Source organism: Brevibacillus sp. FW306-2-1A-C05A (assembly GCF_058781555.1).
The window spans coordinates 79,016-100,125 of record NZ_JBYSWV010000013.1 but is presented as its reverse complement, the minus strand read 5'-3'; the positions used below and the strand labels follow the sequence as shown (position 1 = coordinate 100,125).

The window sequence follows — 21,110 nt, the reverse complement described above, 5'->3', positions numbered from 1 at the left end:
TTAGCATAAGTTTCCCTATGTTATCCCAGTCTGAGAGGCAGGTTGCCTACGTGTTACTCACCCGTCCGCCGCTAGCCCCCGAAGGGACTCGCTCGACTTGCATGTATTAGGCACGCCGCCAGCGTTCGTCCTGAGCCAGGATCAAACTCTCCAATAAAGTTTGTTACTGGTTCAAAGCTGGCAAATCATTTAATGATAGACTCATCAACGCTTTCGCTGTTCAGTTTTCAAGGAGCATTTCACTTTCTTTTTTCATCAGCACCTCGTGGCGCCGACCTTTTAAACTATATCATACCTTCTTTTTAAAATCAAGGGTTATTTTTAGAAGTTCTTAGCTTTTTTCATTCTGTTTAAAAACCCTTTCAAAAGCGACAAGAGTTATCTTAACAAGTCCAGAGCAAAAACGCAAGTACAAACATACTGGAATTTTACTCCATATTCTCAATGCCCAAAACCATGGGCAGTTCCGTCAAAGAATGGATGATCGCTCTCGGCACAAACTGCTCTGGCAGCTCTTGTAACCCGTTGTTTTGGCACTCCCTCCGCCCTTTCTCCGTGCACAGCTCGCGCACTCTCTGGTCACGCACTCTCATATAAGGAGAGATTCCTTTTGCTGCCTCTGGCATTTTTCTTTCTATAAGCACAGATACGATCTTCATTTGATTAGCCGGATGCACGTCGTGATCCAACCGATCTCCTACGTGAGCCAGCACCTCGCCTGGCAGATGCTGAAAAATCGCCGAATCGGGCTTGCCTGTGCCAGCGCGCTCCGGGGTAATGATCGCCTCAAACAGCTCGAGTATGCCCAGCACCTCCATCACAGGAGCCTGATACTTGTAAAAGCCGTTGGTGACCACTGCAAGCGCGAAGCCTTCGCCTCTGAGCTTTCTCAAAGTCTCCGGTATTCCCTGCTCCAGCAAATGCACCTTGGGCGGCACACAATGCTTCCGCACCAGCGCTTCGATATCGACGCCCGGCTGCACACCGAGAGCGGCGCATCGGACAGACAGCATATCATCCCAGTCGTAGGCTGCCACCCATTGGCGCAGGGCCATTCGCTTTTCATGCTCCGCGATCAGTTCAGCAACGATGTCATGCTCACGCCCGAGCTTTCTGGAAACTGTACTCGCCACCTCTGGAAATACCCAGGCACCGAAAGGATTTTGCATCAGCGTTCCATCCAAATCCAAAGTAATCCAGCGCTTGTTCATCGCTCTCCCCCTCTCCCGTAAACGCCCAGGACGCGCTCATCCGTAGACAAAAACTACTGCCATAACTGCCCAGCAGCAAAAGCACCCCACTCCTCATCGTATTCACGTAAGCGTCAAATAGCCCACACCTTGTCGCCAAGATGTGGGCTGATCTATGCTGGAATCAGGATTGGAACACGCGGCAGGTCAGTGGTAGCGAAGGCGACCAAGGGAGTAAACTGTCCAACGCTTCTGGATTTTTCGGATCGGGAAGCTGCGGGAGTTGCTCGAACAAGAACATCAAGTACTTGAAGGGGTTCAACCCATTCTCTTTGGCCGTTTCAATCACACTATAGATGATCGCACTGGCCTTTGCACCGCGTGGCGTATTGGCGAACAGCCAGTTCTTTCTTCCGATTACAAAAGGCTTGATGGAGCGCTCACTGCGGTTGTTATCAATCTCCAGTCGCCCGTCGCTCAAGAACGCCGTCAGCTTGTCCCATTGATTCAAGCTGTAAGCAATCGCTTGTCCAAGCAGGCTTTTCGGCAAGGTACGGGATCGCTGCTGGCGCAGCCATGCCAAATAGGCATCCAGAACGGGGCGACTGCGCTCCATTCGGATGGCATAGCGTTCTTCCGGGGCGGCATCTTTGCATTCTCGCTCAATGGTAAAGAGCTGATTGCAGAACTGGAGTCCCTGCCAGGCAGCTGTTTCGGTTTTGTCTTGCGAAGCAGGCAGTGCCTTCAGCGCTTCATCAAACTTGCGGCGCGCATGTGCCCAGCATCCGATCAGTTTCACACCGGACACCTTGTGGTATCCAGGATACCCGTCCACGTGCAGGTAGCCGTTGAATCCCGCCAGAAACTTTCGGGGATGTTCACCGCCGCGCGTTGGCTGGTAATCGTACAGAACGATGGGCGGTCCCGTACGACCGGTTCGGTACAACCACAGATAGGACTGTGTCTGCGCTGTCTTGCCCGGCTCGCACAGCACCTGCAATGTCGTTTCGTCGGCATGCGCGATGTCTTGGTTCAGCAGATGCTCGTGCATACGGTTTGTCAGTAGCGAAAGCCACTGCTCTGCGCCGAAGATCATCCAGTTGGCAAGCGTCTGCCGCGAGAGGGTGAGACCTAGACGGGCAAACTGTTGCTCCTGTCGGTACAGCGGCTGGCTGTCCACATACTTCTGGCTCATCACATGCGCGAGGATCGAAGGGGAAGCCAAACTTCCCGGATAAACCGGCTTTGGCATGGGAGCCGTTACGATGGGCGTGTGTATCTCCTCACGTTCGCAACGACGGCACGCATACACCTGACGCACATGGCGCAGCACTTTCACTTCCGCCGGAATGACCGTGATTTCGTTTCGTGTCTCCGTGCTCATCGCATGGAGCGCACCACCGCAGCACGCGCAAACTTGTGCAGCCTCGGGCAACTCATACAGGATCGTTTCCACAGGAAACGAATCCAGCTTGGCCTCGCGGCTACCTGTAGCCTTCTTGCGGCTGTAAGTCACTGTCTCGATATCTGGTTCCTGTGAGACAGGGGTCGCCAACACTTCCGCTTCGTTAAACAGCTGTAGTTCCAGTTGATCCGGATGCGTCTTCTCGCTGGAAGCGCCGAAGCGCTTCTGCTGGGCAAGACGGAACTGTTCTTCGTACCACTTGAGTTTGGCAGTTAGCTCCGCATTTTGCTGCTGCAGTTTGGCAAGCTGTGCCTCATATTCTTCGGTTGTAAGGGCAGGGAAATCCACTCGATTTTTCATTCTTTTTCTTTTCGGCAAAGAGCTTCATATTCCCTGCCAAAAAGTGTGTCGAAACCACAAACAGTTGCGTTAGATGACCGTACAGGCAGTGACTGGTGGATGCGCTTGCCTCTAGCTCAGGGAAAGTCCATCCAGCAACCAGCGCAGCTCACGGCTGGAGACCGTTACCGGCTCTCCATTGCCGGTTGGCCACTGGAACGTCCCGCGTTCAAGACGGCGGTAGAAGAGCCAGAAGCCGTTATGCTCCCAGTACAGGATCTTGAGCTTGTTGCGGTCACGATTGCAGAACACGAACAGGCACGGGGAGAAGGGATCAAGCCTGAATCCTTCTTGCACGAGCGCCGCCAGACCGTCAATGGATTTTCGCAGATCGGTGAAGCCGCATGCCAGATAGACCCGATCAATCTGGATGGAGTTCAGCATAAGGCCTGGAGCGTCCGAACCACGTCGGACAGGAGTACGGGGTTGTAGCCGGGGCGGATTTCAATCACGGCCGCACCCACTTTGACCAGTAACAGAGATTCTGTGTTCTCCTGCGGTTGGTGCACGTTAACTGGGACCCACTGCGGGGGACGAACAGAGGATTCTTTTGAATCCCGAAATTTCCGCAGCCAATACCATAGCTGTCTGGTGGTAACTTCATTTTCAGCGCACCATTTCTCAGCGGTAAGGCCACTGGCGCGATAATCGTTGATTCGTGCCTCCCACTGTTCACGGAGATCCGTTTGCTTCATCTACATCCTCCTCACTTGATTCTGAGGAGATTATCTCAAAGTGCGGTCTGTGTTTTGAAGGTGGGATTTATTTGACGCTTACGTATTCACCAGTCGCCAAAAAGCGCCCACAGCAGAAACTCCGGCCTCACCCCGCTCTTTTGGCGCAAGCAGGTTTCCGCACATAAAAAAAGAGACAGACTAATGTCTGCCTCTTTTTGCAGAAAACGGCGAACCGCTTTCTTACATCATGCCCATGCCGCCCATGCCACCCATGTCTGGCATGCCCATAGGCGATTTGTTTTCTTCTGGTTTGTCAGCAATTACTGCTTCTGTAGTCAGGAACATAGCTGCTACAGATGCAGCGTTGGACAGTGCGGAGCGAGTTACTTTCGCTGCGTCAACGATACCAGCTTCGAGCATGTTTACATACTCTTCGGTAGCTGCGTTGAAACCAATGCCCACTGCTTCTTTTTTCAGGCGCTCTACGATTACAGAACCTTCCAGTCCTGCGTTCGCAGCGATTTGACGAACCGGCTCTTCCAGGGAACGGAGTACGATTTGTACACCTACAGCCTCTTCGCCTTCTACTTTGATTGCTTCTACCGCTTTGATCGCGTTAATCAGAGTAGTACCACCGCCAGGTACGATACCTTCTTCTACTGCAGCGCGAGTAGAGTTCAGAGCGTCCTCGATGCGGAGTTTTTTCTCTTTCAGTTCGGTTTCAGTAGCTGCACCGACTTTGATAACTGCTACGCCGCCAGCCAGTTTAGCCAGACGCTCTTGCAGTTTTTCGCGATCGAAGTCGGAAGTAGTGTCTTCGATTTGTTGACGGATTTGGGATACGCGGCTTTCGATAGCTGCTTTGTCGCCAGCACCTTCAACGATAGTTGTGTTTTCTTTGGTAACCACGATTTTGCCAGCGCGGCCCAGTTGCTCCAGCTTAGTGGATTTCAGGTCCAGACCCAGCTCTTCTGTGATTACTTCGCCGCCAGTCAGAGCAGCGATGTCTTGCAGCATAGCTTTGCGGCGATCGCCGAAGCCAGGAGCTTTCACCGCTACGGCTGTGAAGGTACCACGCAGTTTGTTCACTACGAGAGTAGCCAGCGCTTCGCCTTCCACGTCTTCTGCGATAATCAGGAGCGGTTTGCCGCTTTGTACCACTTGCTCCAGTACAGGCAGAACTTCCTGGATGTTGGAGATTTTTTTGTCAGTAATCAGGATGTAAGGGTTGTTCAGAACCGCTTCCATCTTGTCAGTGTCAGTAATCATGTAAGGGGAAGCGTAGCCGCGGTCAAATTGCATACCTTCTACTACTTCCAGCTCAGTTACGAAGCCTTTGGACTCTTCAACGGTGATGACGCCGTCTTTGCCCACTTTTTCCATAGCTTCTGCGATCAGGTTACCCACTTCTTGATCGTCAGCGGAGATCGCAGCAACTTGTGCGATGGAGGACTTGTTCTCAACTGGCTTCGCGATGGATTTGATTTCTTCTACAGCAGCACGAACAGCTTTTTCCATACCGCGACGGATTACCATCGGGTTAGCGCCGGCTGTTACGTTTTTCAGACCTTCGCGGATCATAGCTGCAGCCAGAACGGTTGCAGTAGTAGTACCGTCACCTGCGATGTCGTTCGTTTTGGTAGCAACTTCTTTAACCAGTTGCGCACCCATGTTTTCGTAAGCGTCTTCCAGCTCGATTTCTTTCGCGATGGTTACGCCGTCGTTTGTAATCAGCGGAGAACCGAATTTTTTCTCCAGAACCACGTTGCGTCCTTTTGGTCCGAGAGTTACTTTCACTGCGTTTGCCAAAGTTTCCACACCGCGGAGCATGGAGCGGCGAGCGTCTTCAGAGAATTTGACTTGTTTTGCCATCTAAAACTCAACCTCCTGTTATGTGTATTGTCGTTCGACTTCCTATGTCAAGAGCCTTAACCGATGATCGCGAGGATATCGGATTCGCGCAGCACGAGGTATTCTTTATTGTCTACCTTTACTTCAGTACCAGCGTATTTGGAGAAGATTACTTTATCGCCTTCTTTTACTTCCAAAGCGATGCGCTCGCCGTTGTCGGCAACACGGCCAGAACCAACTGCGATTACTCGGCCTTCTTGCGGTTTTTCCTTTGCAGTATCAGGCAAAACGATACCGCTTGCAGTCGTTTCGTCTTTGGAGATAGCTTCGATTACCACACGGTCACCCAATGGCTTAAGCACTAAAAACACCCTCCTCAAAAAATGTAGGTAAACAAATTTTTCTGTTGTTAGCACTCACTTGTTATGAGTGCTAACACCCAATTCCTATAATAATGAATCGCTATGTACTTTGCAAGTAGTTTCCCTCATTTTTTCTCAACCGCTAGTCTCCATTTGCAGTTTCTCTAGCAAATGATTTTTCTAGCAAAACGGTTCTAGCAAACAGACCGGCTCATATAAATCAAACAAACGATCAGACAAGCCTGCCAAGGAGGGATATGTTCCATGCATAAATGGCTCTGGATCGGCCTGATTGCCCTCGGTGTGCTGGGAATCAGCCGTTTGTTCTCATCGGACACCACTTCCTTTATACGGGTAAACATCTACCCTTCCGCCATCTTTTGGGACGGACGCCAAATCGCCACTGGCGGAAAGCAAGGGTATTACGTAGAAAGAGGCCAGGAGGTGCCCGCTTCCCTGGAGTATCGGGGAACGCTCTACGTCCCGCTTTCCATGATCGGACGGCACCTGAACAAACCAGTTGGCTGGGACAAAGCCTCTCATTTTGCCTGGGTCGGTCAGCCGCCGACGATCCCGACGGAGCTGCCTGCCGACAACAGCACTTCTCCGGCTGCTCCCAAACCGGACGAGGCTATACCCGCAAGCGCGCCGGCGCCAACTGCTCCGGCAAAAGCTACAGCCACAGACGCCTCTTCGCAGCAAGAGTCCGCTACGCTGTTCGGGCTGACTATCGGGACGCCTGCCGAGGAAGTCCGCAAGCTGCTGGGCGAGCCGGCGCGCAAAGACCCGAGCAGCCTTGGCTACGAATGGTGGGTGTACAACCGCGATCCGGCCCGCTACGTCCAGGTGGGCATCGCCAACGGCAAAGTAGTGGACCTGTACTCTCTCGCTCCGACCGCAATGCTGGGCAACATCGGGGTGGGCAGCAGCCTGCAAGCGCTGGAGCGGCAATACAGCCCGCAAAATACGCTCACCTTTTCCTATATGGGAGCCACCATCCAGATTACCAACCAGAAGCAGCAGCGTCCGCTCGTCATGAAGAACGGCATCCCGCACATTTTTTACCTGGACAAGCAAAATGGCAGCAAAGTGACCGGACTGCGCCTGATCGACACGCAAATGCTATTGCGCGGCGGGTTTTACGAAACGAAATGGTCGTACCAGGGGCAAGCCCCGGATTTCGATCCTCCGGCCTTGAGCGTGGGCGAACGGGAACAGGTCAACCTGGCCAATGAGCGGCAAACGCTCGATCTCGTCAATGTCTCCCGCTACCGCTACAAGCTGCCTCCCCTGCAATGGAACGAGGAAGCTGCAAAAGTAGCCAGAGCCCACAGCCTGGACATGGAAACGAACGATTACTTCGATCATGTTTCCGCGACGACCGGAAGCAGCCCGTTTGATCGTCTGAAGCAGGCCAAAATCGCCTACAGCATGGCGGGAGAAAACATCGCAGCAGGCTATCCCGACGCAATCGAAGCGCATGAAAGCTGGATGAACAGCCCCGGCCACAGGAAAAACATCCTGGAAAAAGACTTCACCCAGCTTGGCGTCGGCGTCATTACCGACTATTTCACCCAAACCTTCCTCACGCCGAGCAAGTAAGCCGCTGTCAGCGCAAACGGACGCTCGCCCTGAGCTGATCCACCGCTCCGGAAAACTCGACTACGACTGTCTCGTATTCTTTGGTGTGCAAAATCAGCCACGGGCGCCTGCCTTCTTTTTTCGGCATGATGACGAACATCTCCGCGATCTCCGTGTCGATGCCAGACGGGGCATGCTGCAACCTCTGCGGCGGTGCCAGCGGGATTTTGACGATCATCACGTGGTCGAGCGACGGATTCAGCTCCAACACGCGCCCGCTTACGGTGCGTAACAGTTGCTGCGCCTCTTTTTGAAACACGTCCGAATTGGCAAACGTCGCGACAACCTGCTGCTTGTCCGAATCGAACAGCTCTACCTGCTCTCCGCCATTGGCGGAGCCAGCCGAAAAAAACAAGGTCAAGCATAAAATTAGCCACATGTTGCCCTAACACCTCCCCTTCCTAACTTTTCTAGTATCTCCTACCTGTTTGCGATCATTCGCATCGTGGCTGCTGCCCAGCGGTGACAGCCTTGCCCAGCCGATTTTTTTCATCAAAAAAGACCCGCTGCTATCCGTCCCGATAGCAAGGGGTCTTCTCTGTGATCGTCCTTATCGTACCAGCTCGTCCGTTTCAAAGCCGCCAAATTCTTTTTCCCACTCCGCTTCTTCGCGCAGTTGCTTGCGGTAGACGATGCGCGACAGCCAAATGCTCAGCTCATAGAGCAGCAAAAGCGGGATCGTCACCATAATGTCGCTGACGATCTCGGGAGGCGTCAACGTAATGCCGACTACAGCCAGCCCAAAATAGGCGAACCGTCTCACCTTTGCCAGCCGCATCGGATTGAGGATGCGCAGACGGGTCAGAAACATCACGATAATCGGCAATTGAAACAGGATGCCAAAAGGGATGACCATGTTGAACAGGAAGCCGAAGTACTCAGCGATTCCGTAGTTCGGATCAGCCCCGATGGTCGCGGTCATGCCGGTCATAAACTGCATAATCATCGGAAAAACGACGTAATACCCAAACAAAATGCCCGTGATGAAAAGCAAACAAGCCGCCGGAATAAAGTAAAGCGAACCGCGCCGCTCATGCTCCTGCAAGCCTGGCGAGACGAAGCGCCAGAGATGATAGAGCGCAACGGGCAGCGCTACTACCGCGCCAATCAAAAAGGCAAACTGCATGTAGACGCGAAGAGCATCGGATGGATGCAAGGAAATAATCGGCACGCCATCGGCGATCGGCTCTTGCTTCAAATACTCAATCAACGGACCGGCAAAGAAAAAGCCGGCTATCAGTGCGACAACGAAAACAGCCAGCACCCATATGATGCGCTTGCGCAGCTCCGTTAGGTGTTCAACCACTGTCATTTCCTGATCTTTCATGGCAACCACCTTACCTGATTAGGCCTTCTGCTGCTCTTTTTCCATCTGAAGGCGTTCCTTTTCCAGCTTTTCGCGAATTTCTTTTTCCAGACGCTCGCGCTCCAGGCGTTCACGCACTTCCCGCTCGATTTTTTCGCGGTCAAAGGCGTCCTTCTCCGTGACGACAGCCGTTTTGGCTGGTGCTTCTTTTGCAGCCAGCTCCTTCTTTTTCGCTTCTTCGTCATCGTCGTCGTCGCTCGTCAGGCTGCGCGTTGCGTTTTTAAACTCTTTCAACGTATGGCCTACTGCTCGTCCCAGTTCCGGAAGCTTTTTCGGCCCAAAGAGCACCAGCGCCAACACCAGAATCAAAATTAATCCAGGAATCCCAATCGTACTCATGCTTTTCACTCCTTTTTCCTGTTATTTGACAGTCTAACCAGCTAGCACTTCCGTAAACCGCCATAACCGAGTCTCGTCATGTCGGAAGCGACTATTCGTTCTCCTGCAAGAATGCGCGGCAAAAATACATCGAATGAGGTAAACGGCTCATGCATCACGGCTCCGGGCAGACCGAGGATCGGGACGTCCCCTTTATAGGCGACCATCAGCATCGAGCCTGGCAGCATCGGCGTGCCGTAACGGACCACTTCCGCTCCCACTCCGGCAATCGCTCCCGGCGTCCTGTCATCCGGGTCGACGGACATGCCGCCTGTGACGAGCACCAGATCAACGCCTTCGTCGAGGAACGTAAGAATTTGTTTTTCAATCGCTTCTTTATCGTCCGGAGCAAAACGTTGATCGACTACGGTAGAGCCGAGCGCTTCCACCTTGTTGCGGATCACAGCGCCGAACTTGTCTTCGATCCGGCCGGAAAACACTTCGCTTCCGGTCGTCACAAGGCCGACCTGCTTCTCCTGGAACAGCTTCACCTCGATGATCGGGCCGTCAAACTGCTTAGCTAGCTTCTCCAGCTCCACAATGCGCTCTTCTTCGATAATCAACGGAATGATTCGGGTGGCAGCCAGCGTGTGGCCGGGGTGCACGATCTGATCGCCGTACATCGTGGAGAAGGCAATGCCCTCCAATGCATTGATGGCGTGTACCGCTTCCTCGTTGACTTTGGCAAGACCCGTCCGCGATGCTTTCATCGAGACTTTGCCCTCGTACGGAGGCGTCAGCGTCAAGCCTTGACCGGATACAGCCTTGGCGATCCGCATGCCCGCCTCTTCCTCGTGAATGAAGCCTTCTGGCATCTCCAGCACGTAAATGTGTTCCTTGCCAATGGACAAAAGCGGCTCGATATCCGCCTCCGTGATAACATGTCCTTTTTTAAACAGGCGGCCTTTAAACTCACCAGGCAAAATTTGCGTCATGTCGTGCGGCAGCATCATGCCGATCGCTTCTCGCACCGGAACTTCCCGCATTTTCGGTTTTTCTACCAACCCAATCCTCCCCAATCTTCATTGGCTTCGCCTGTCCCTTGCAAAATGTGCAAAGCATCCGCGAGCATGTCGCCGATGGCGTTGAAACAGATTTCTACCCCTTTTGAATTTCCGGGAAGGTTAATGATGAGCGAGTTGCCGCGTGTACCCGCTACCGCGCGTGTCAGCATCGCCCGTCGGGACTGCTGCAAGCCGGCGCGGCGCATTTCTTCCGCAAGTCCTGGCACTGGTCTGTCAATCACCCAGGCGGTCACTTCCGGCGTCACATCGCGCGGGCTCAGTCCAGTTCCCCCGGTCACGATCAGCAGGTCGCATTTTTCGCGGTCCACCAGCTCAATCATGTTTTCCTGCAGCTCTTCCATATCATCAGTAACGGCACGGTAGACAGCTACATCTACGTCCAGCCAATCCCTTGTCAGATTGCGGATGATGGGAATCCGATCATCAGCCCGGCCCCCTCTGGCAATCGAATCACTCGCCGAGATAACGCCTACCTTCCATTTACCCACAGTTCATTCCTCCGTTTTCTCATTCGTTAGTATTGTACACTTTTTTGTCCATAGTGTAGAGGGCACAACAAGAAAAAGGAACCTCCTGACACAAAACCTTCACGATTGGAAAAAGCCGTTTTCCGTCACCATTCCATCCAGACGAATATCGTGAGGCTCAAGTGGGACATGCTCGACTACCTGCATGGAAAAGCCGACGCCGAGCAAAAAAGGCGGTTTGTCCAGCCCGGCAAGGAACCGATCGTAAAAACCTCCGCCGTAGCCCATTCTGCCGCCCTGCCTGTCAAACGCCACACCGGGCACGACTACGGCGTCCAGGCGGGCAAGCTCTGCTTCCTCTGCCTTTGCCGGGTCCGGCTCCATGATCCCGTACACGCCCTGCTTGAGCATTTCCGGTCCTGTATAGCGGTAAGGAATCAGGCGGCGCTGCTCGACAAGGGCGAGTGGCAGCCATATTTCCTGCCCTCTTTTCATCACCTCCTGAATGAACGGCAAAATGTCTGCCTCGTCTCCAAAAGGATGAAAGGCCATGATTGCCCCCGCTGCCGCGAGCCGCTCATTTTCCAGCAGATGGCGGCATATCCGGGCAGCGTATTGCTGGCGCTCGTTTGGCGGCATGGCTTTGCGCCTCTCCAAAATATGGCTTCGCAACTGTTTTTTATTCGTTTTTTGGTCCATGGCAACCTCTTCCCTCTCCTTGCCGCACAAGGACCGCCCCCTGAAGGCTTGTCCCGTGCGCCGTCTCTAGGCTACACTTGCATTACTATATAAAGAGGTGAATCAGATGATTTTGCTGCAGGCTGAACATATAGAAAAAACATATGGCATCGAAACCATTCTACAAGACATCTCTCTGCAAATACAAACAGGAGAGCGGGTCGGGCTTGTCGGCGTGAACGGCGCGGGCAAATCGACGCTGATGAAAATACTCGCGGGCGAGCTGAGCTACGACAGCGGGCTGGTCCGCATCCCGAAAGATGTGACGGTCGGCTACTTGGCCCAAAACGGCGGGCTTGAATCCGAGCGATGTATTTGGGATGAGCTGTTGAGCGTCTTCGACCATTTGCGGGCAGAGGAACAAGAACTGCGGGAGCTGGAGGCCAAAATGGGCGACCCGGCCGTGCTTGCGGACGAAAAGCGCTATCAGCAAATTTTGGAAAACTATTCGCTCCGCTCGGAAACGTTCAAGGAAAAAGGCGGCTACAGCTACGAAGGCGCCATTCGCGGAGTCCTGCACGGCTTGCGCTTTGCGGACATGGACTACCAGACCCCGATCAAGACGTTGAGCGGCGGACAGAAAACAAGGCTGGCACTAGCCAAGCTGCTGCTGCAATCCCCTACGATTCTTTTGCTGGACGAGCCGACCAACTACCTGGATATCGAGACACTCACCTGGTTGGAGACGTATTTGCAAAACTATCAGGGCGCGATTCTCGTCGTCTCCCACGACCGCTACTTCCTCGACAAGCTGGTGACGGTCGTCTATGAAATCGAGCGGACTCGCGCTACGCGTTACGTGGGCAACTACAGCCGCTTCCTCGATGAAAAGGCAGCTCGTCTCGAGCAGGAGCTGAAGCGCTTCGAGAAGCAGCAGGAGGAAATCGCCAAGCTGGAAGACTTCATCGCCCGCAACATCGCTCGCGCCACCACGACCAAACGGGCGCAGAGCAGGCGTAAGACGCTGGAAAAAATGGAGCGCATGGACAAACCGATCATGCACAACAAGTCCGTGAATTTTTCCTTCGACGTAGCCAAAATGAGCGGAACGATCGTCATGAAGGCGAACAACCTGTCTGTCGGCTACCCGGATGCCGTCCTCTCCCGCGGCCTGACGTTTGAAATCGAACGCGAGGAACGTGTCGCACTGGTCGGGCCAAACGGGATCGGCAAGTCGACTTTGCTGAAAACGATTGTCGGGCAACTGAAGGCGCTCGCGGGCGACGTGCATTTCGGCAGCAATGTGACGATCGGCTACTACGACCAGGAGCATCGCAATCTGAATGAGCGCAACACGGTGCTCGGCGAAATATGGGACGAGTATCCGCACATGCTGGAAAAAGACGTGCGGACGCTGCTCGGCAACTTCCTGTTCAGCGGCGACGATGTGCAAAAGAAAATCAGCGATCTGTCCGGCGGGGAGCGCGCGCGTGTCTCGCTGGCGAAGCTGATGTTGAAGCAGGCCAACTTCCTGATTTTTGACGAGCCGACGAACCACCTGGACATTTTCAGCAAAGAAGTGCTGGAAAACGCGCTCTACGACTATCCGGGCACGATCCTGTTCGTCTCCCACGACCGCTACTTCCTGAACAAGATAGCCAGCCGCGTGCTGGAGCTGACGGGCGATGGCGTGACGAGCTACTTGGGCAACTACGATTACTACGTGGAGAAAAAGCAGGAGCTGGCAGAGCTTGCCGCCGAGCAAGCGGCGCAGCCTGTGAAAAAGCAGGGGTCTACTGCCGCAGCCCAACCGGAAAAATCGTCCTACGAGCTGGACAAGGAAGCAAAAAGGCGCGAGCGTCAACGCCAGCGCCGTTTGGAAGAAATCGAGGCGACGATTCAAAAGCGGGAAGCCGACATCGTCAAATGGGAGGAAGAGCTGTGCCTCCCGGAAATCTACAGCGATCACGTGCAAGCCAAAGAGCGCAACGACCTGATCCAAGCCGCCAAGCAGGAGCTGGAGCAGTTGTACGACGAATGGAGCACGCTGTCGGAGGAATAGCGACTGTCTGACCGCATGAACGTATGCAGGCGGTGTCGTCGCGCTTCACTTGCGACTCACGTCGAGCAGCGCTCCTGTGTCGGCTCCTCCAGCGCCGCGTACAGAGCGGGCACGACGAGAAACGAAATGCAGGTCGCAGCGGTCACGATTCCCGAGTCGTTGAGCGCAAGTCCCGCCAGCGCTCCAGCAATGACGCCCGCGAAGCCTTTTACCAAATACGGCGTATCCTGTGCCAGATGACGGAGAAAGCGGTCGTTTTTCAAGGCGAGCAGCCCGAGTACGATGAGCGAAACGGCAAACACCTTGCTCCAGATCGAGACGCGAATCAAACGCAAGTTCATCGCCAGCTTCCGCTCGACCATCTGCCCGATCTCCGCCCACTCGCCTGCCATTATTTGCTGGGCTACTCTACCGACGTGAGTGGGAGGCTGATCGGAAACGAGGCTCGCCGCCATCAACCCTATAACGCCAAGCATGAGGCCGCCTGCCAGAAGCAGGAGGCCTTTTTTGCCTATGCGCCAGCCGTGCAGCCGGGAAAAGGCGACAAAAAAGCCGACCAGCCCGGCGAGAAAGCCGCCTGCGTCCGTGCCCAAATCCGGCGCGACCATGTAGTACAGGACAATGCCGCACATAGCGGCCGAGGCAGCAGGCAGCAGCAGGCTCGCCCCGAAAAGCGCCCGGCTCCGCTCCCGGTAAAGCTGGTACAAGGAAGCGACCAGCATGATCGTTCCTCCGATCATGACGCCTTCGTATTCATTGCCCAAGCCGTAAAAACGCGCCCCGATCACCGGGTCGTAGCCGAGAAACGACTGCCGCATCAGCGTTGCCCCCGACCAGCCGTCGAGCAGCAAGGCGGCAACGTTTACGGCGCTTGCGGTCAGCGTGACGCGGGCAAGGGAGTGGTTTTCCTGCCAAAAGGCCGCTGCCAGCGCGGCCATAATCAACGCCCCGAGAACGACTGAACCGTGAACCTGCCAATCGAGCAAACTCTCGGCCAACAGCAAAAAGGGAAACCAGAGCAGCGCGAGCAGCGCCAGACGGACACCTCTGCGTATACGGGACAAGCCTGCGCCTTCTCTTCTCCTGCCCCACAGCCACAGCAATGCCGCGAACGCCAACGTCACAATTTGCAGCATGACGTACGTATAGAGGACAGAAGAGCGCGTGGCGTACGTATGATGAATGTTCTCCACCTGATGGCTCAACAGCGGCAGCGTCCCCCTCTCCGTGCTGTGCATGACATGACCCGCCAAGCCTTTCGGAACAGGCACGTCCAGCCAGGACAACACCGTCGGCAATACGTCAAGTCCGCTTACCAGGCCGGCCTGCCGCGTAGTCGCTGAGGTCAGCAGCCCCGCTCCTTCTCCTGACCAGCTCAAAAGCGGCGACAGCAGCGCCTTTTCTTTTACGGCTACCGGGTTGACTGCTGGCGACACGAGCAGCACCAGTTGGTTTTCCCCGCGCGCGGAGAGCAGCTCGTCGAGAAACTGCGACAGATCGTGCAAAACCCGTTGATACTGTCTGGCAAACTGCCCCGGCTCCATGTCCGGGCCAAGCTGGTACAGGCGGGACAAGTCGGAAAGCTGTACCGCAATCAGGCCGGATGTGCGGTCTGCCTGAATCCGCTCGCGCAAGTAGCTGTAATTCGTTTTCACCCCGAACGGATAGCCCTGCGCGAACAACGTGCTTTTGCCGGACACATCCCCTGCCGGAACTCTTCCCTCCTGGTCCATGGCAAACAGGACAGCGTGCCGCTGCCTGGCTTCCTCGACATCGCCGTTGCCGTAGGAAGCTACCCGAATCTTGTGCGCGGCAAGCGTCGTGCCCAACAGCCCAAGCCGGGAGGAATACGGTTTGTCCCGGTTATCCTCGTGCAGCCGGAAAATACCGGGAAAAACGATGGCAGAACGCGCCAGGTCCTGCGCTTGGTAACCGCCCAGCTCCTGCATCCGCTCTCCTGCCGTCTCTTTGGGGGAGAGCGCTTCTTGCGGGTGATAGGCCGTACCGCTGCGCTCGGTATAGAGAGCCTGGGCGCCGCTGCCCATCAGCAAGTAACCGTTGGCCGCTGTCCGTGGCCCCGGCGTGCGCATGGATAAGGCACCTGCTGCCGCCTCGCCGATCCATTTATCCACAGGCGGCAGGCGTTTCAGCTTTTCCAGATCGGAAAAAGACAGCCCGTCTACAAACAGCACGACGACCTGGCGCTTTTCGTTGGCAGCAAGCGAATTTCCGCAATTTGTATGAGCAAACAAAATCAGGATGACCAAGAAAAGCCACACGAATTTTGTCTTCACGGCGTACCTCCTGTTGATAACCAGAGTCTTTTATCCACATATTCCACAAAATAATCCACAGGCTATACGTGAATTTCCCGGCCATTTTTCGCGTTATCACCAGTATTCACAGGCGACTGTGAGAACAACCCGGAAAGTTATCCTGATCTTGTGGATAATGCTGAAAACGCTTGGGCAACAGCAGGAACGAGGGCGGAATCAAAGGCGGCGCACAGCTCTCCTGGCGGGGAGAGACTGGCAGCAAGTTCTTTTCCCACGGTCGGGCTTTCCAGACGACAAGACTCGCGGAACGCAAAAAAGCCCATCCCCGCAAGGAATGGACTTTGCTGTTCGATCCAGGCTACTGCTCGTTTTCGTTCAGCGACAACCCAGGCACGCCGTTCAAATCGAGCGCGGCGAACTGCCCTTTTTCATACTTGATATAGCCTGCTGCCGCGATCATGGCGGCGTTGTCCGTGCAAAGCGACAGCGGCGGGATGACGAGCGGGATTCCTTCCGCCTCGCAGCGTGCCTGCAGCCGTTCCCGCAGACCGCGATTCGCTGCTACGCCGCCTGCCAGCAGCACTTGCTTCGCCTGGCAGGCACGCACTGCGCGGATCGTTTTTTCCACCAGCACCTCTGTTACGGAGTCCTGGAAGCTCGCGGCCAAATTCGCCGGCTCGATCGTCTCTCCCCGCTGCGCGGCGTTGTGCAGCGTGTTGAGCACGGCCGACTTCAAGCCGCTGAAGCTGAAATCGTACGAATCCGGTTCCAGCCAGGAGCGCGGCAAAGGGACATTCGCTTCCCCTTCGTGTGCGAGGCGGTCGATGTGCGGCCCGCCCGGGTACGGCAGATTCAGCGCGCGCGCTACCTTGTCGTAGGCTTCGCCAGCGGCGTCATCCCGCGTTTCTCCCAAAATCTCAAACTGTCCGTGCTCCTTCATCCAGACGAGTTCGGTATGGCCGCCGGAGACGACCAGGGCGATGAGCGGGAAGTTCATCTCAGCCACCAGCCGGTTCGCGTAAATGTGGCCTGCGATATGATGAACGCCGATGAGCGGGATTCCGCGCGCCAGTGAAATGGCTTTCGCCGCTGCCACTCCCACGAGGAGCGCACCTACGAGGCCAGGGCCGTATGTCACTGCAATGGCGGAAATGTCCTCCAGCTTTTTGTCTGCTTCTGCCAAAGCCTGCTCGATCGTCAGCGTGATGTTTTCCACGTGCCTGCGGGAAGCGACTTCCGGCACGACGCCGCCGAAGCGCTTGTGAATATCGGCTTGAGAAGCGATGACGTTGGACAGCACCTCCCGGCCATCGCGGACCACAGATGCCGAAGTCTCGTCGCAACTGGTTTCAATCCCTAAAATGTACACAGGCGCGCCGGACTTTTTCTGCGCCTCGTAAGCTTCTTGTATGCGCATCTCGTAGCGCGACGTCTTGGTCTTGTTCATTACAAAGTCACCCACATAATGATTGCGTCCTCATTGTTATCCGAATAGTATCCTTTGCGCACGCCATGCTCCCGGAAGCCGAGCTTGGTGTACATGTTGCGCGCTACGGTGTTGGAGGGCCGAACTTCCAGCGTCATGCTTTTCGCTCCAAACATTCTCGCGACTCCCATCATCTTAATCATGAGCCCCAGGCCGATTTTTTTCCCGCGAAACAGCGGATGTACGGCCACGTTGGTAATATGGGCCTCATCAACCACGATCCACATGCCACAGTATGCGACGATCCGATTTTGGTGGACGACGACGACATAGCGGGCGTTCGGGTTTTTCGTCAACTCGTTGACGAACGCTTCATGCGGCCAGGGGGTGGAAAACGACAACCGTTCCAGCTCGGCCACAGCCCCGACGTCCTGCATCGTCATGAAACGATATTCCAGGTCAATTGGTTGGCTCATGCTTCTACTCCTTTACGGCCCCCGCCTGCTTTTGGGCAAGCCACTTCGCTTCTGCCTCCGCTAGCTGCAAATATTCAGGGACAAGCTCGTGCGCACTGCCTCCGTCCTGCAGTCGGCGCAACGCCGCATACCCGATGTGGGCTGCGCGCGGGTGGTTGGCGGCAGGAGAGGCAAACCGGGCCTGCTCCCCCAGCTCCTGCTCAATCGCCTTCCGATGAATCCGCACATCTTCGCCCAAAAACAAAACAGGCTCTCCCTGCGCCAAGTCCCTGAGCTGCGGCAGCCACTCCTGCAGCAAGACGATTTTTTCCTTCCCCTGCACTTCTACCGATTCCAGGCCGTTTGTGCGGTAGCAGCCCGCGTACACCTGTCCCCGGCGAGCGTCAAACAACGGCACGATCAGCCCGGGAAAGCCCAAGGCATTCATGGCGACAACCTCCAGGCTGGACACGCCGATGACAGGCACATTCAGCGACCAGGCCATGCTTTTTGCCGTAGCCACCCCGATGCGCACTCCTGTATAGGAGCCTGGTCCGTTCGCTACCCCAAAGCCGCTCAGTTGCTCGGGAGAAGTTCCGGTCGCATCCAGCAGCTCGCTGATGCAGTCCATCAGCCTCACCGAATGGTTTTTTTGCTGGTTCGTCGTCATTTCGGCGAGGACGCGCTCCTCCTCCACAACCGCAACGCTCAACACCAGATTGGATGTATCAATCGCCAGTACGCGCATCAAAATCAAACTCCTCACACAATTTCACGTAACGCTCTCCCTGGGGACAAAGCTCGATGCTCCGCGCTTCCTCGCCTGCCGTGCGCAGATAGACCGTCAGACGATCCGCCGGCAAGTAATCCGCAAGCAGCGAAGCCCACTCTACCACACAAACCCCTTCGCCAAAAAAGTAATCGTCCAGGCCGAGAGAATCGGGATCATCGCCCACGCGGTAGACGTCCATATGATAAAGCGGCAAACGCCCCTGATATTCTTTTATGATCGTAAACGTCGGACTGTTCACTACCTGGCGAACGCCAAGTCCGCGCGCCAGCCCTTGGGTAAACGTCGTCTTTCCGGCCCCCAGACCGCCTTCCAGCGCCAGGAAGTCGCCTGGCGCCAGACTTTTCGCCAGTTGCTCGGCAAAGCGCTGCGTTTCCTCTGCGCCCGCAAGCTTCCAAGTATAGCCCATTTTTCATCCACTCCTCGCTTACTCCCGCTGCCTGAAATGATTGTAGCCTGCCTTGGGCAGATCGGTGCGGCTATCGCCCGAGCGCAGGGACAGCTTCGGCTGGGCGGGCTTGCCTTCCTCCACCTCGCCAATGACGGTCAGCAAAATGCCTGCCGCCGCGAACCTCGCACGCACCGCCTCCACCTGGCTTTTTTCCAGCGTTCCTACCAGTTGATAGTCCTCTCCGCCGTAAAACGCCCACTCCAGCGGGTCTTTTCCGCTCAGAAGCGCATAGGCGCGAACATCCTCCCTGACAGGAATCTTGTCCGCATCGACGCACATGCTGACGGCGCTTGCCTCGGCGATCTCCCACAGCTCAGAAGCCAAGCCGTCGCTCACGTCATTTAACGCCCCGCACGCCCCCGATTCCAGAAGCAGCCTGCCCGCCTCCACCTGCGCGCGCGGACGCTGGTGGGCTTCTATCAGTTTCGCCCAGCGACCGAACGACTCAACCGTTGCCTTGCCATCACGCAGCAGCAAATGCAAGCCGGCAGCAGAGCTGCCTACGTGTCCCGTCACGAAAACGACCTGTCCCGGCCGCGCCTGCGAGCGGCGAATCGCGCGTCCTTTTTCTACTTCGCCCAGCACGGTGACAGACAAGTGCAGAGCATCCGGGGCGGAAACGGTATCGCCGCCGATGACTCTCACGTTGTACGCTTCGCACGCAGCGTAGATGCCGTCGTAGATACCCTGGCATTCCTCCGGCGTCCAGTGCGGCGCTACTGCGATGCTGACCAGCGCATAGCGGGCGTAGCCGCCCATCGCCGCGACGTCGCTTACGTTGCTCGTGACCGCCTTGTAGCCGATGTCGCTTGGGCTCATTGTTTCTTTTAAAAAATGGACCGTCTCAACCATCGCGTCACAGCAGGCCACGACTTCCATCTCTGGCGCAGGAGAAAAAACGGCGGCATCGTCCCCGAGCCCGACGGTCAAGCCGTCTTTCTCCTGTCCGTCCGAACGGCTCGTCCATTGCCGGATCAGGGAAAATTCATCATGTGCCACCACAAACGCTCCTTTTTTGCATAGTGAGTCCATTATACCTCTGCTGTCAAAATGCGCGCAAGAAAGCCGGTGCCCACAGCGAAGCCGCTACTTTTTCAGCTCTCGCAGCTCCAGCCCCCCTCTGCAGCGCCCGCAGCGATAGCGGGAAGGGTCCATTTTGCGCTTGCGTTTATACGTCATCCCGCACGCCCGGCAGACGAGCTCATAGCGATAAGGCAAAACCGTGCGTCCCGTGCCGACCTGCTGGCAATACCGGCTTCCGCCGACTTGGGCAAGCAGCCTGCGAAAGTCCTGGTCTGCGTGGCGATAGCCTTTTTTCTCCAGGTGCAGGTGATAGTGGCACAGCTCATGCTTGATGATCGCAACCAGCTCCGCCTCTCCGTGCTCCTCCAGATGTTTGGGATTCAATTCGATGTCGTGAGAGCGCAGCAAATACCGCCCGCCTGTCGTGCGCAGTCTGCTGTTGAAGCGGGCCCGATGGCGAAACGGCTTGGCGAAAAATTGACTGGATATTTGCTCCACCAGCTTTTGCAATTCCGTATCGGTCATGTCCTCTCTAACGCTCCTCTCTACTGTTCACGATAGCAGTTCCTGTTGAAAAGTGCCAGATAGATGGGCTACACTGGGTGGAAGAAAAGTAGATTGGTTTGGAGGAGCTTATGCGCTATTTGATTTTGCAGGAAAAAGTCGGGCTGAAGTTCGTTGCGCTGCCACAAACGCATATGTACCAGCTTGTGGCCCTGTTCAAGCGACTGCACAAGGAGATCGACAAGCTGACCATCGCCGATCGGCCTGAGCTGCCGACCGTTCTGGCAGAGTGCGCTGACCTGGAGCTTCTGGGAAGCGAGCTGGCTATCGTGGATGGACTGGATTACGTCAGCAGTCTGGAAGAGCGTTTCGCTGCTCTCCCGGAGAGCCAGTACCCTTTGATCTCGCTGTTGACCGAGATTCGCGCCCTGCAAGCCCAACTGGAATTTTTGCGTGACGAAGAATAAGTTTTTTGGAAAATAAGTACCTCCTGGTCGCCTTTGTGCATACATTGCCAATAGGCGAATAATTCCAGGAGGTACCTACATGCCCCAGTGGATGCGTAAGCAGTTGCAGCGTGCCTTCAGCGGGAAGGACGTTCGACAAATTCGTTTGCTGAACAGTTGCTGGTTCTTATATTGGGAAAAACATGGCGGCCGTCCCGAGTAGCAGGAGGCCGCCTTT

Annotated in this window: 23 protein-coding genes and 1 rRNA gene; 4 read left to right on the top strand and 20 right to left on the bottom strand. The window is 55.5% G+C overall.

Annotated elements, in window-relative coordinates; all coding sequences use genetic code 11:
* The 7 genes from AC3WJN_RS10730 to groES form a co-directional block, all read right to left on the bottom strand.
* Positions 1-157: ribosomal RNA gene (locus tag AC3WJN_RS10730) — 16S ribosomal RNA — on the bottom strand; the annotation flags it as partial.
* A 271-nt stretch (positions 158-428) separates the two neighbouring features.
* The gene (locus tag AC3WJN_RS10725; protein WP_007787642.1) at positions 429-1,211 is read right to left on the bottom strand and encodes an HAD family hydrolase; all 783 of its coding nucleotides are present in this window, start codon (positions 1,209-1,211) and stop codon (positions 429-431) included.
* Between the two features lie 163 nt (positions 1,212-1,374).
* Positions 1,375-2,955 (bottom strand): IS66 family transposase, encoded by a 1,581-nt coding sequence (gene tnpC / locus AC3WJN_RS10720; protein WP_007781077.1) that lies wholly within the window; start codon positions 2,953-2,955, stop codon positions 1,375-1,377.
* A gap of 111 nt (positions 2,956-3,066) precedes the next feature.
* A complete protein-coding gene (tnpB, locus tag AC3WJN_RS10715; RefSeq protein WP_007781080.1) occupies positions 3,067-3,378 on the bottom strand; it encodes an IS66 family insertion sequence element accessory protein TnpB in 312 nt (103 codons plus the stop codon).
* Complete coding sequence (gene tnpA, locus AC3WJN_RS10710; protein WP_007781084.1) at positions 3,372-3,689, bottom strand: IS66 family insertion sequence element accessory protein TnpA; 318 nt, start codon at positions 3,687-3,689, stop codon at positions 3,372-3,374. Before tnpA ends, tnpB begins: the two co-directional genes overlap by 7 nt.
* A gap of 222 nt (positions 3,690-3,911) precedes the next feature.
* On the bottom strand, positions 3,912-5,543 hold the full coding sequence (gene groL, locus AC3WJN_RS10705; protein ID WP_005830243.1) for a chaperonin GroEL: 1,632 nt from the start codon (positions 5,541-5,543) through the stop codon (positions 3,912-3,914).
* Between the two features lie 56 nt (positions 5,544-5,599).
* A complete protein-coding gene (gene groES / locus AC3WJN_RS10700) occupies positions 5,600-5,884 on the bottom strand; it encodes a co-chaperone GroES (protein ID WP_005830242.1) in 285 nt (94 codons plus the stop codon).
* A gap of 264 nt (positions 5,885-6,148) precedes the next feature.
* Between groES and AC3WJN_RS10695 the strand changes: the two genes are divergently transcribed.
* The gene (locus tag AC3WJN_RS10695; RefSeq protein WP_007776980.1) at positions 6,149-7,486 is read left to right on the top strand and encodes a CAP domain-containing protein; all 1,338 of its coding nucleotides are present in this window, start codon (positions 6,149-6,151) and stop codon (positions 7,484-7,486) included.
* A 7-nt stretch (positions 7,487-7,493) separates the two neighbouring features.
* Here AC3WJN_RS10695 and AC3WJN_RS10690 read toward each other — a convergent pair whose 3' ends face one another.
* The 6 genes from AC3WJN_RS10690 to AC3WJN_RS10665 form a co-directional block, all read right to left on the bottom strand.
* Complete coding sequence (locus tag AC3WJN_RS10690) at positions 7,494-7,904, bottom strand: hypothetical protein (protein WP_007776978.1); 411 nt, start codon at positions 7,902-7,904, stop codon at positions 7,494-7,496.
* Positions 7,905-8,075: 171 nt separating this feature from the next.
* The gene (gene tatC / locus AC3WJN_RS10685; RefSeq protein ID WP_005830239.1) at positions 8,076-8,852 is read right to left on the bottom strand and encodes a twin-arginine translocase subunit TatC; all 777 of its coding nucleotides are present in this window, start codon (positions 8,850-8,852) and stop codon (positions 8,076-8,078) included.
* 18 nt (positions 8,853-8,870) lie between these two features.
* The gene (gene tatA, locus AC3WJN_RS10680) at positions 8,871-9,230 is read right to left on the bottom strand and encodes a twin-arginine translocase TatA/TatE family subunit (protein WP_005830238.1); all 360 of its coding nucleotides are present in this window, start codon (positions 9,228-9,230) and stop codon (positions 8,871-8,873) included.
* A 41-nt stretch (positions 9,231-9,271) separates the two neighbouring features.
* Positions 9,272-10,273, bottom strand: coding sequence for a molybdopterin-binding protein (locus AC3WJN_RS10675; RefSeq protein ID WP_005830237.1), 1,002 nt, complete (start codon positions 10,271-10,273; stop codon positions 9,272-9,274).
* Positions 10,267-10,782 (bottom strand): MogA/MoaB family molybdenum cofactor biosynthesis protein, encoded by a 516-nt coding sequence (locus AC3WJN_RS10670; protein WP_007776972.1) that lies wholly within the window; start codon positions 10,780-10,782, stop codon positions 10,267-10,269. The genes AC3WJN_RS10675 and AC3WJN_RS10670 overlap by 7 nt, the downstream gene beginning before the upstream one ends.
* Before the next feature lie 99 nt (positions 10,783-10,881).
* On the bottom strand, positions 10,882-11,460 hold the full coding sequence (locus AC3WJN_RS10665) for a 5-formyltetrahydrofolate cyclo-ligase (protein ID WP_007776969.1): 579 nt from the start codon (positions 11,458-11,460) through the stop codon (positions 10,882-10,884).
* 106 nt (positions 11,461-11,566) lie between these two features.
* Between AC3WJN_RS10665 and AC3WJN_RS10660 the strand changes: the two genes are divergently transcribed.
* Positions 11,567-13,501 carry an ABC-F family ATP-binding cassette domain-containing protein gene (locus tag AC3WJN_RS10660; RefSeq protein WP_007776968.1) on the top strand — a complete coding sequence of 645 codons (1,935 nt, stop codon included), beginning with the start codon at positions 11,567-11,569 and terminating at the stop codon, positions 13,499-13,501.
* A gap of 56 nt (positions 13,502-13,557) precedes the next feature.
* On the opposite strand, the gene AC3WJN_RS10655 is transcribed toward AC3WJN_RS10660, so the two are convergent.
* The 7 genes from AC3WJN_RS10655 to AC3WJN_RS10625 all read right to left on the bottom strand — a co-directional run bounded on the left by AC3WJN_RS10655 (position 13,558) and on the right by AC3WJN_RS10625 (position 20,447).
* Positions 13,558-15,795: a hypothetical protein gene (locus AC3WJN_RS10655; protein WP_007776965.1), complete on the bottom strand. Its 2,238-nt coding sequence runs from the start codon at positions 15,793-15,795 to the stop codon at positions 13,558-13,560.
* A gap of 340 nt (positions 15,796-16,135) precedes the next feature.
* Positions 16,136-17,224: a tRNA (adenosine(37)-N6)-threonylcarbamoyltransferase complex transferase subunit TsaD gene (gene tsaD / locus AC3WJN_RS10650; protein ID WP_007776962.1), complete on the bottom strand. Its 1,089-nt coding sequence runs from the start codon at positions 17,222-17,224 to the stop codon at positions 16,136-16,138.
* Positions 17,224-17,679 carry a ribosomal protein S18-alanine N-acetyltransferase gene (gene rimI / locus AC3WJN_RS10645; protein WP_005830227.1) on the bottom strand — a complete coding sequence of 152 codons (456 nt, stop codon included), beginning with the start codon at positions 17,677-17,679 and terminating at the stop codon, positions 17,224-17,226. The genes tsaD and rimI overlap by 1 nt, the downstream gene beginning before the upstream one ends.
* Positions 17,680-17,683: 4 nt before the next feature.
* Complete coding sequence (gene tsaB, locus AC3WJN_RS10640; RefSeq protein WP_007776957.1) at positions 17,684-18,406, bottom strand: tRNA (adenosine(37)-N6)-threonylcarbamoyltransferase complex dimerization subunit type 1 TsaB; 723 nt, start codon at positions 18,404-18,406, stop codon at positions 17,684-17,686.
* A complete protein-coding gene (tsaE, locus tag AC3WJN_RS10635) occupies positions 18,387-18,857 on the bottom strand; it encodes a tRNA (adenosine(37)-N6)-threonylcarbamoyltransferase complex ATPase subunit type 1 TsaE (RefSeq protein ID WP_007776954.1) in 471 nt (156 codons plus the stop codon). Before tsaE ends, tsaB begins: the two co-directional genes overlap by 20 nt.
* An 18-nt stretch (positions 18,858-18,875) precedes the next feature.
* A complete protein-coding gene (thiL, locus tag AC3WJN_RS10630; protein ID WP_007776952.1) occupies positions 18,876-19,898 on the bottom strand; it encodes a thiamine-phosphate kinase in 1,023 nt (340 codons plus the stop codon).
* 87 nt (positions 19,899-19,985) lie between these two features.
* Complete coding sequence (locus tag AC3WJN_RS10625) at positions 19,986-20,447, bottom strand: SprT family protein (RefSeq protein ID WP_005830220.1); 462 nt, start codon at positions 20,445-20,447, stop codon at positions 19,986-19,988.
* A 110-nt stretch (positions 20,448-20,557) separates the two neighbouring features.
* On the opposite strand from AC3WJN_RS10625, the gene AC3WJN_RS10620 reads away from it, so the two are divergent.
* Positions 20,558-20,893 carry a hypothetical protein gene (locus AC3WJN_RS10620; RefSeq protein ID WP_005830218.1) on the top strand — a complete coding sequence of 112 codons (336 nt, stop codon included), beginning with the start codon at positions 20,558-20,560 and terminating at the stop codon, positions 20,891-20,893.
* A gap of 79 nt (positions 20,894-20,972) precedes the next feature.
* Complete coding sequence (gene cmpA / locus AC3WJN_RS10615; protein ID WP_005830216.1) at positions 20,973-21,095, top strand: cortex morphogenetic protein CmpA; 123 nt, start codon at positions 20,973-20,975, stop codon at positions 21,093-21,095.
* Positions 21,096-21,110: the final 15 nt, after the last annotated feature.

Excerpts from the sequence above, each read along its gene's own strand:
- AC3WJN_RS10725 (WP_007787642.1), bottom strand. The coding sequence starts at position 1,211 with ATGAACAAGCGCTGGATTACTTTGGATTTGGATGGAACGCTGATGCAA.
- tnpC (WP_007781077.1), bottom strand. The coding sequence starts at position 2,955 with ATGAAAAATCGAGTGGATTTCCCTGCCCTTACAACCGAAGAATATGAG.
- tnpB (WP_007781080.1), bottom strand. The coding sequence starts at position 3,378 with ATGCTGAACTCCATCCAGATTGATCGGGTCTATCTGGCATGCGGCTTC.
- tnpA (WP_007781084.1), bottom strand. The coding sequence starts at position 3,689 with ATGAAGCAAACGGATCTCCGTGAACAGTGGGAGGCACGAATCAACGAT.
- groL (WP_005830243.1), bottom strand. The coding sequence starts at position 5,543 with ATGGCAAAACAAGTCAAATTCTCTGAAGACGCTCGCCGCTCCATGCTC.
- AC3WJN_RS10695 (WP_007776980.1), top strand. The coding sequence starts at position 6,149 with ATGCATAAATGGCTCTGGATCGGCCTGATTGCCCTCGGTGTGCTGGGA.
- AC3WJN_RS10690 (WP_007776978.1), bottom strand. The coding sequence starts at position 7,904 with ATGTGGCTAATTTTATGCTTGACCTTGTTTTTTTCGGCTGGCTCCGCC.
- tatC (WP_005830239.1), bottom strand. The coding sequence starts at position 8,852 with ATGAAAGATCAGGAAATGACAGTGGTTGAACACCTAACGGAGCTGCGC.
- tatA (WP_005830238.1), bottom strand. The coding sequence starts at position 9,230 with ATGAGTACGATTGGGATTCCTGGATTAATTTTGATTCTGGTGTTGGCG.
- AC3WJN_RS10665 (WP_007776969.1), bottom strand. The coding sequence starts at position 11,460 with ATGGACCAAAAAACGAATAAAAAACAGTTGCGAAGCCATATTTTGGAG.
- AC3WJN_RS10660 (WP_007776968.1), top strand. The coding sequence starts at position 11,567 with ATGATTTTGCTGCAGGCTGAACATATAGAAAAAACATATGGCATCGAA.
- tsaD (WP_007776962.1), bottom strand. The coding sequence starts at position 17,224 with ATGAACAAGACCAAGACGTCGCGCTACGAGATGCGCATACAAGAAGCT.
- rimI (WP_005830227.1), bottom strand. The coding sequence starts at position 17,679 with ATGAGCCAACCAATTGACCTGGAATATCGTTTCATGACGATGCAGGAC.
- tsaB (WP_007776957.1), bottom strand. The coding sequence starts at position 18,406 with ATGCGCGTACTGGCGATTGATACATCCAATCTGGTGTTGAGCGTTGCG.
- tsaE (WP_007776954.1), bottom strand. The coding sequence starts at position 18,857 with ATGGGCTATACTTGGAAGCTTGCGGGCGCAGAGGAAACGCAGCGCTTT.
- AC3WJN_RS10625 (WP_005830220.1), bottom strand. The coding sequence starts at position 20,447 with ATGACCGATACGGAATTGCAAAAGCTGGTGGAGCAAATATCCAGTCAA.
- AC3WJN_RS10620 (WP_005830218.1), top strand. The coding sequence starts at position 20,558 with ATGCGCTATTTGATTTTGCAGGAAAAAGTCGGGCTGAAGTTCGTTGCG.
- cmpA (WP_005830216.1), top strand. The coding sequence starts at position 20,973 with ATGCCCCAGTGGATGCGTAAGCAGTTGCAGCGTGCCTTCAGCGGGAAG.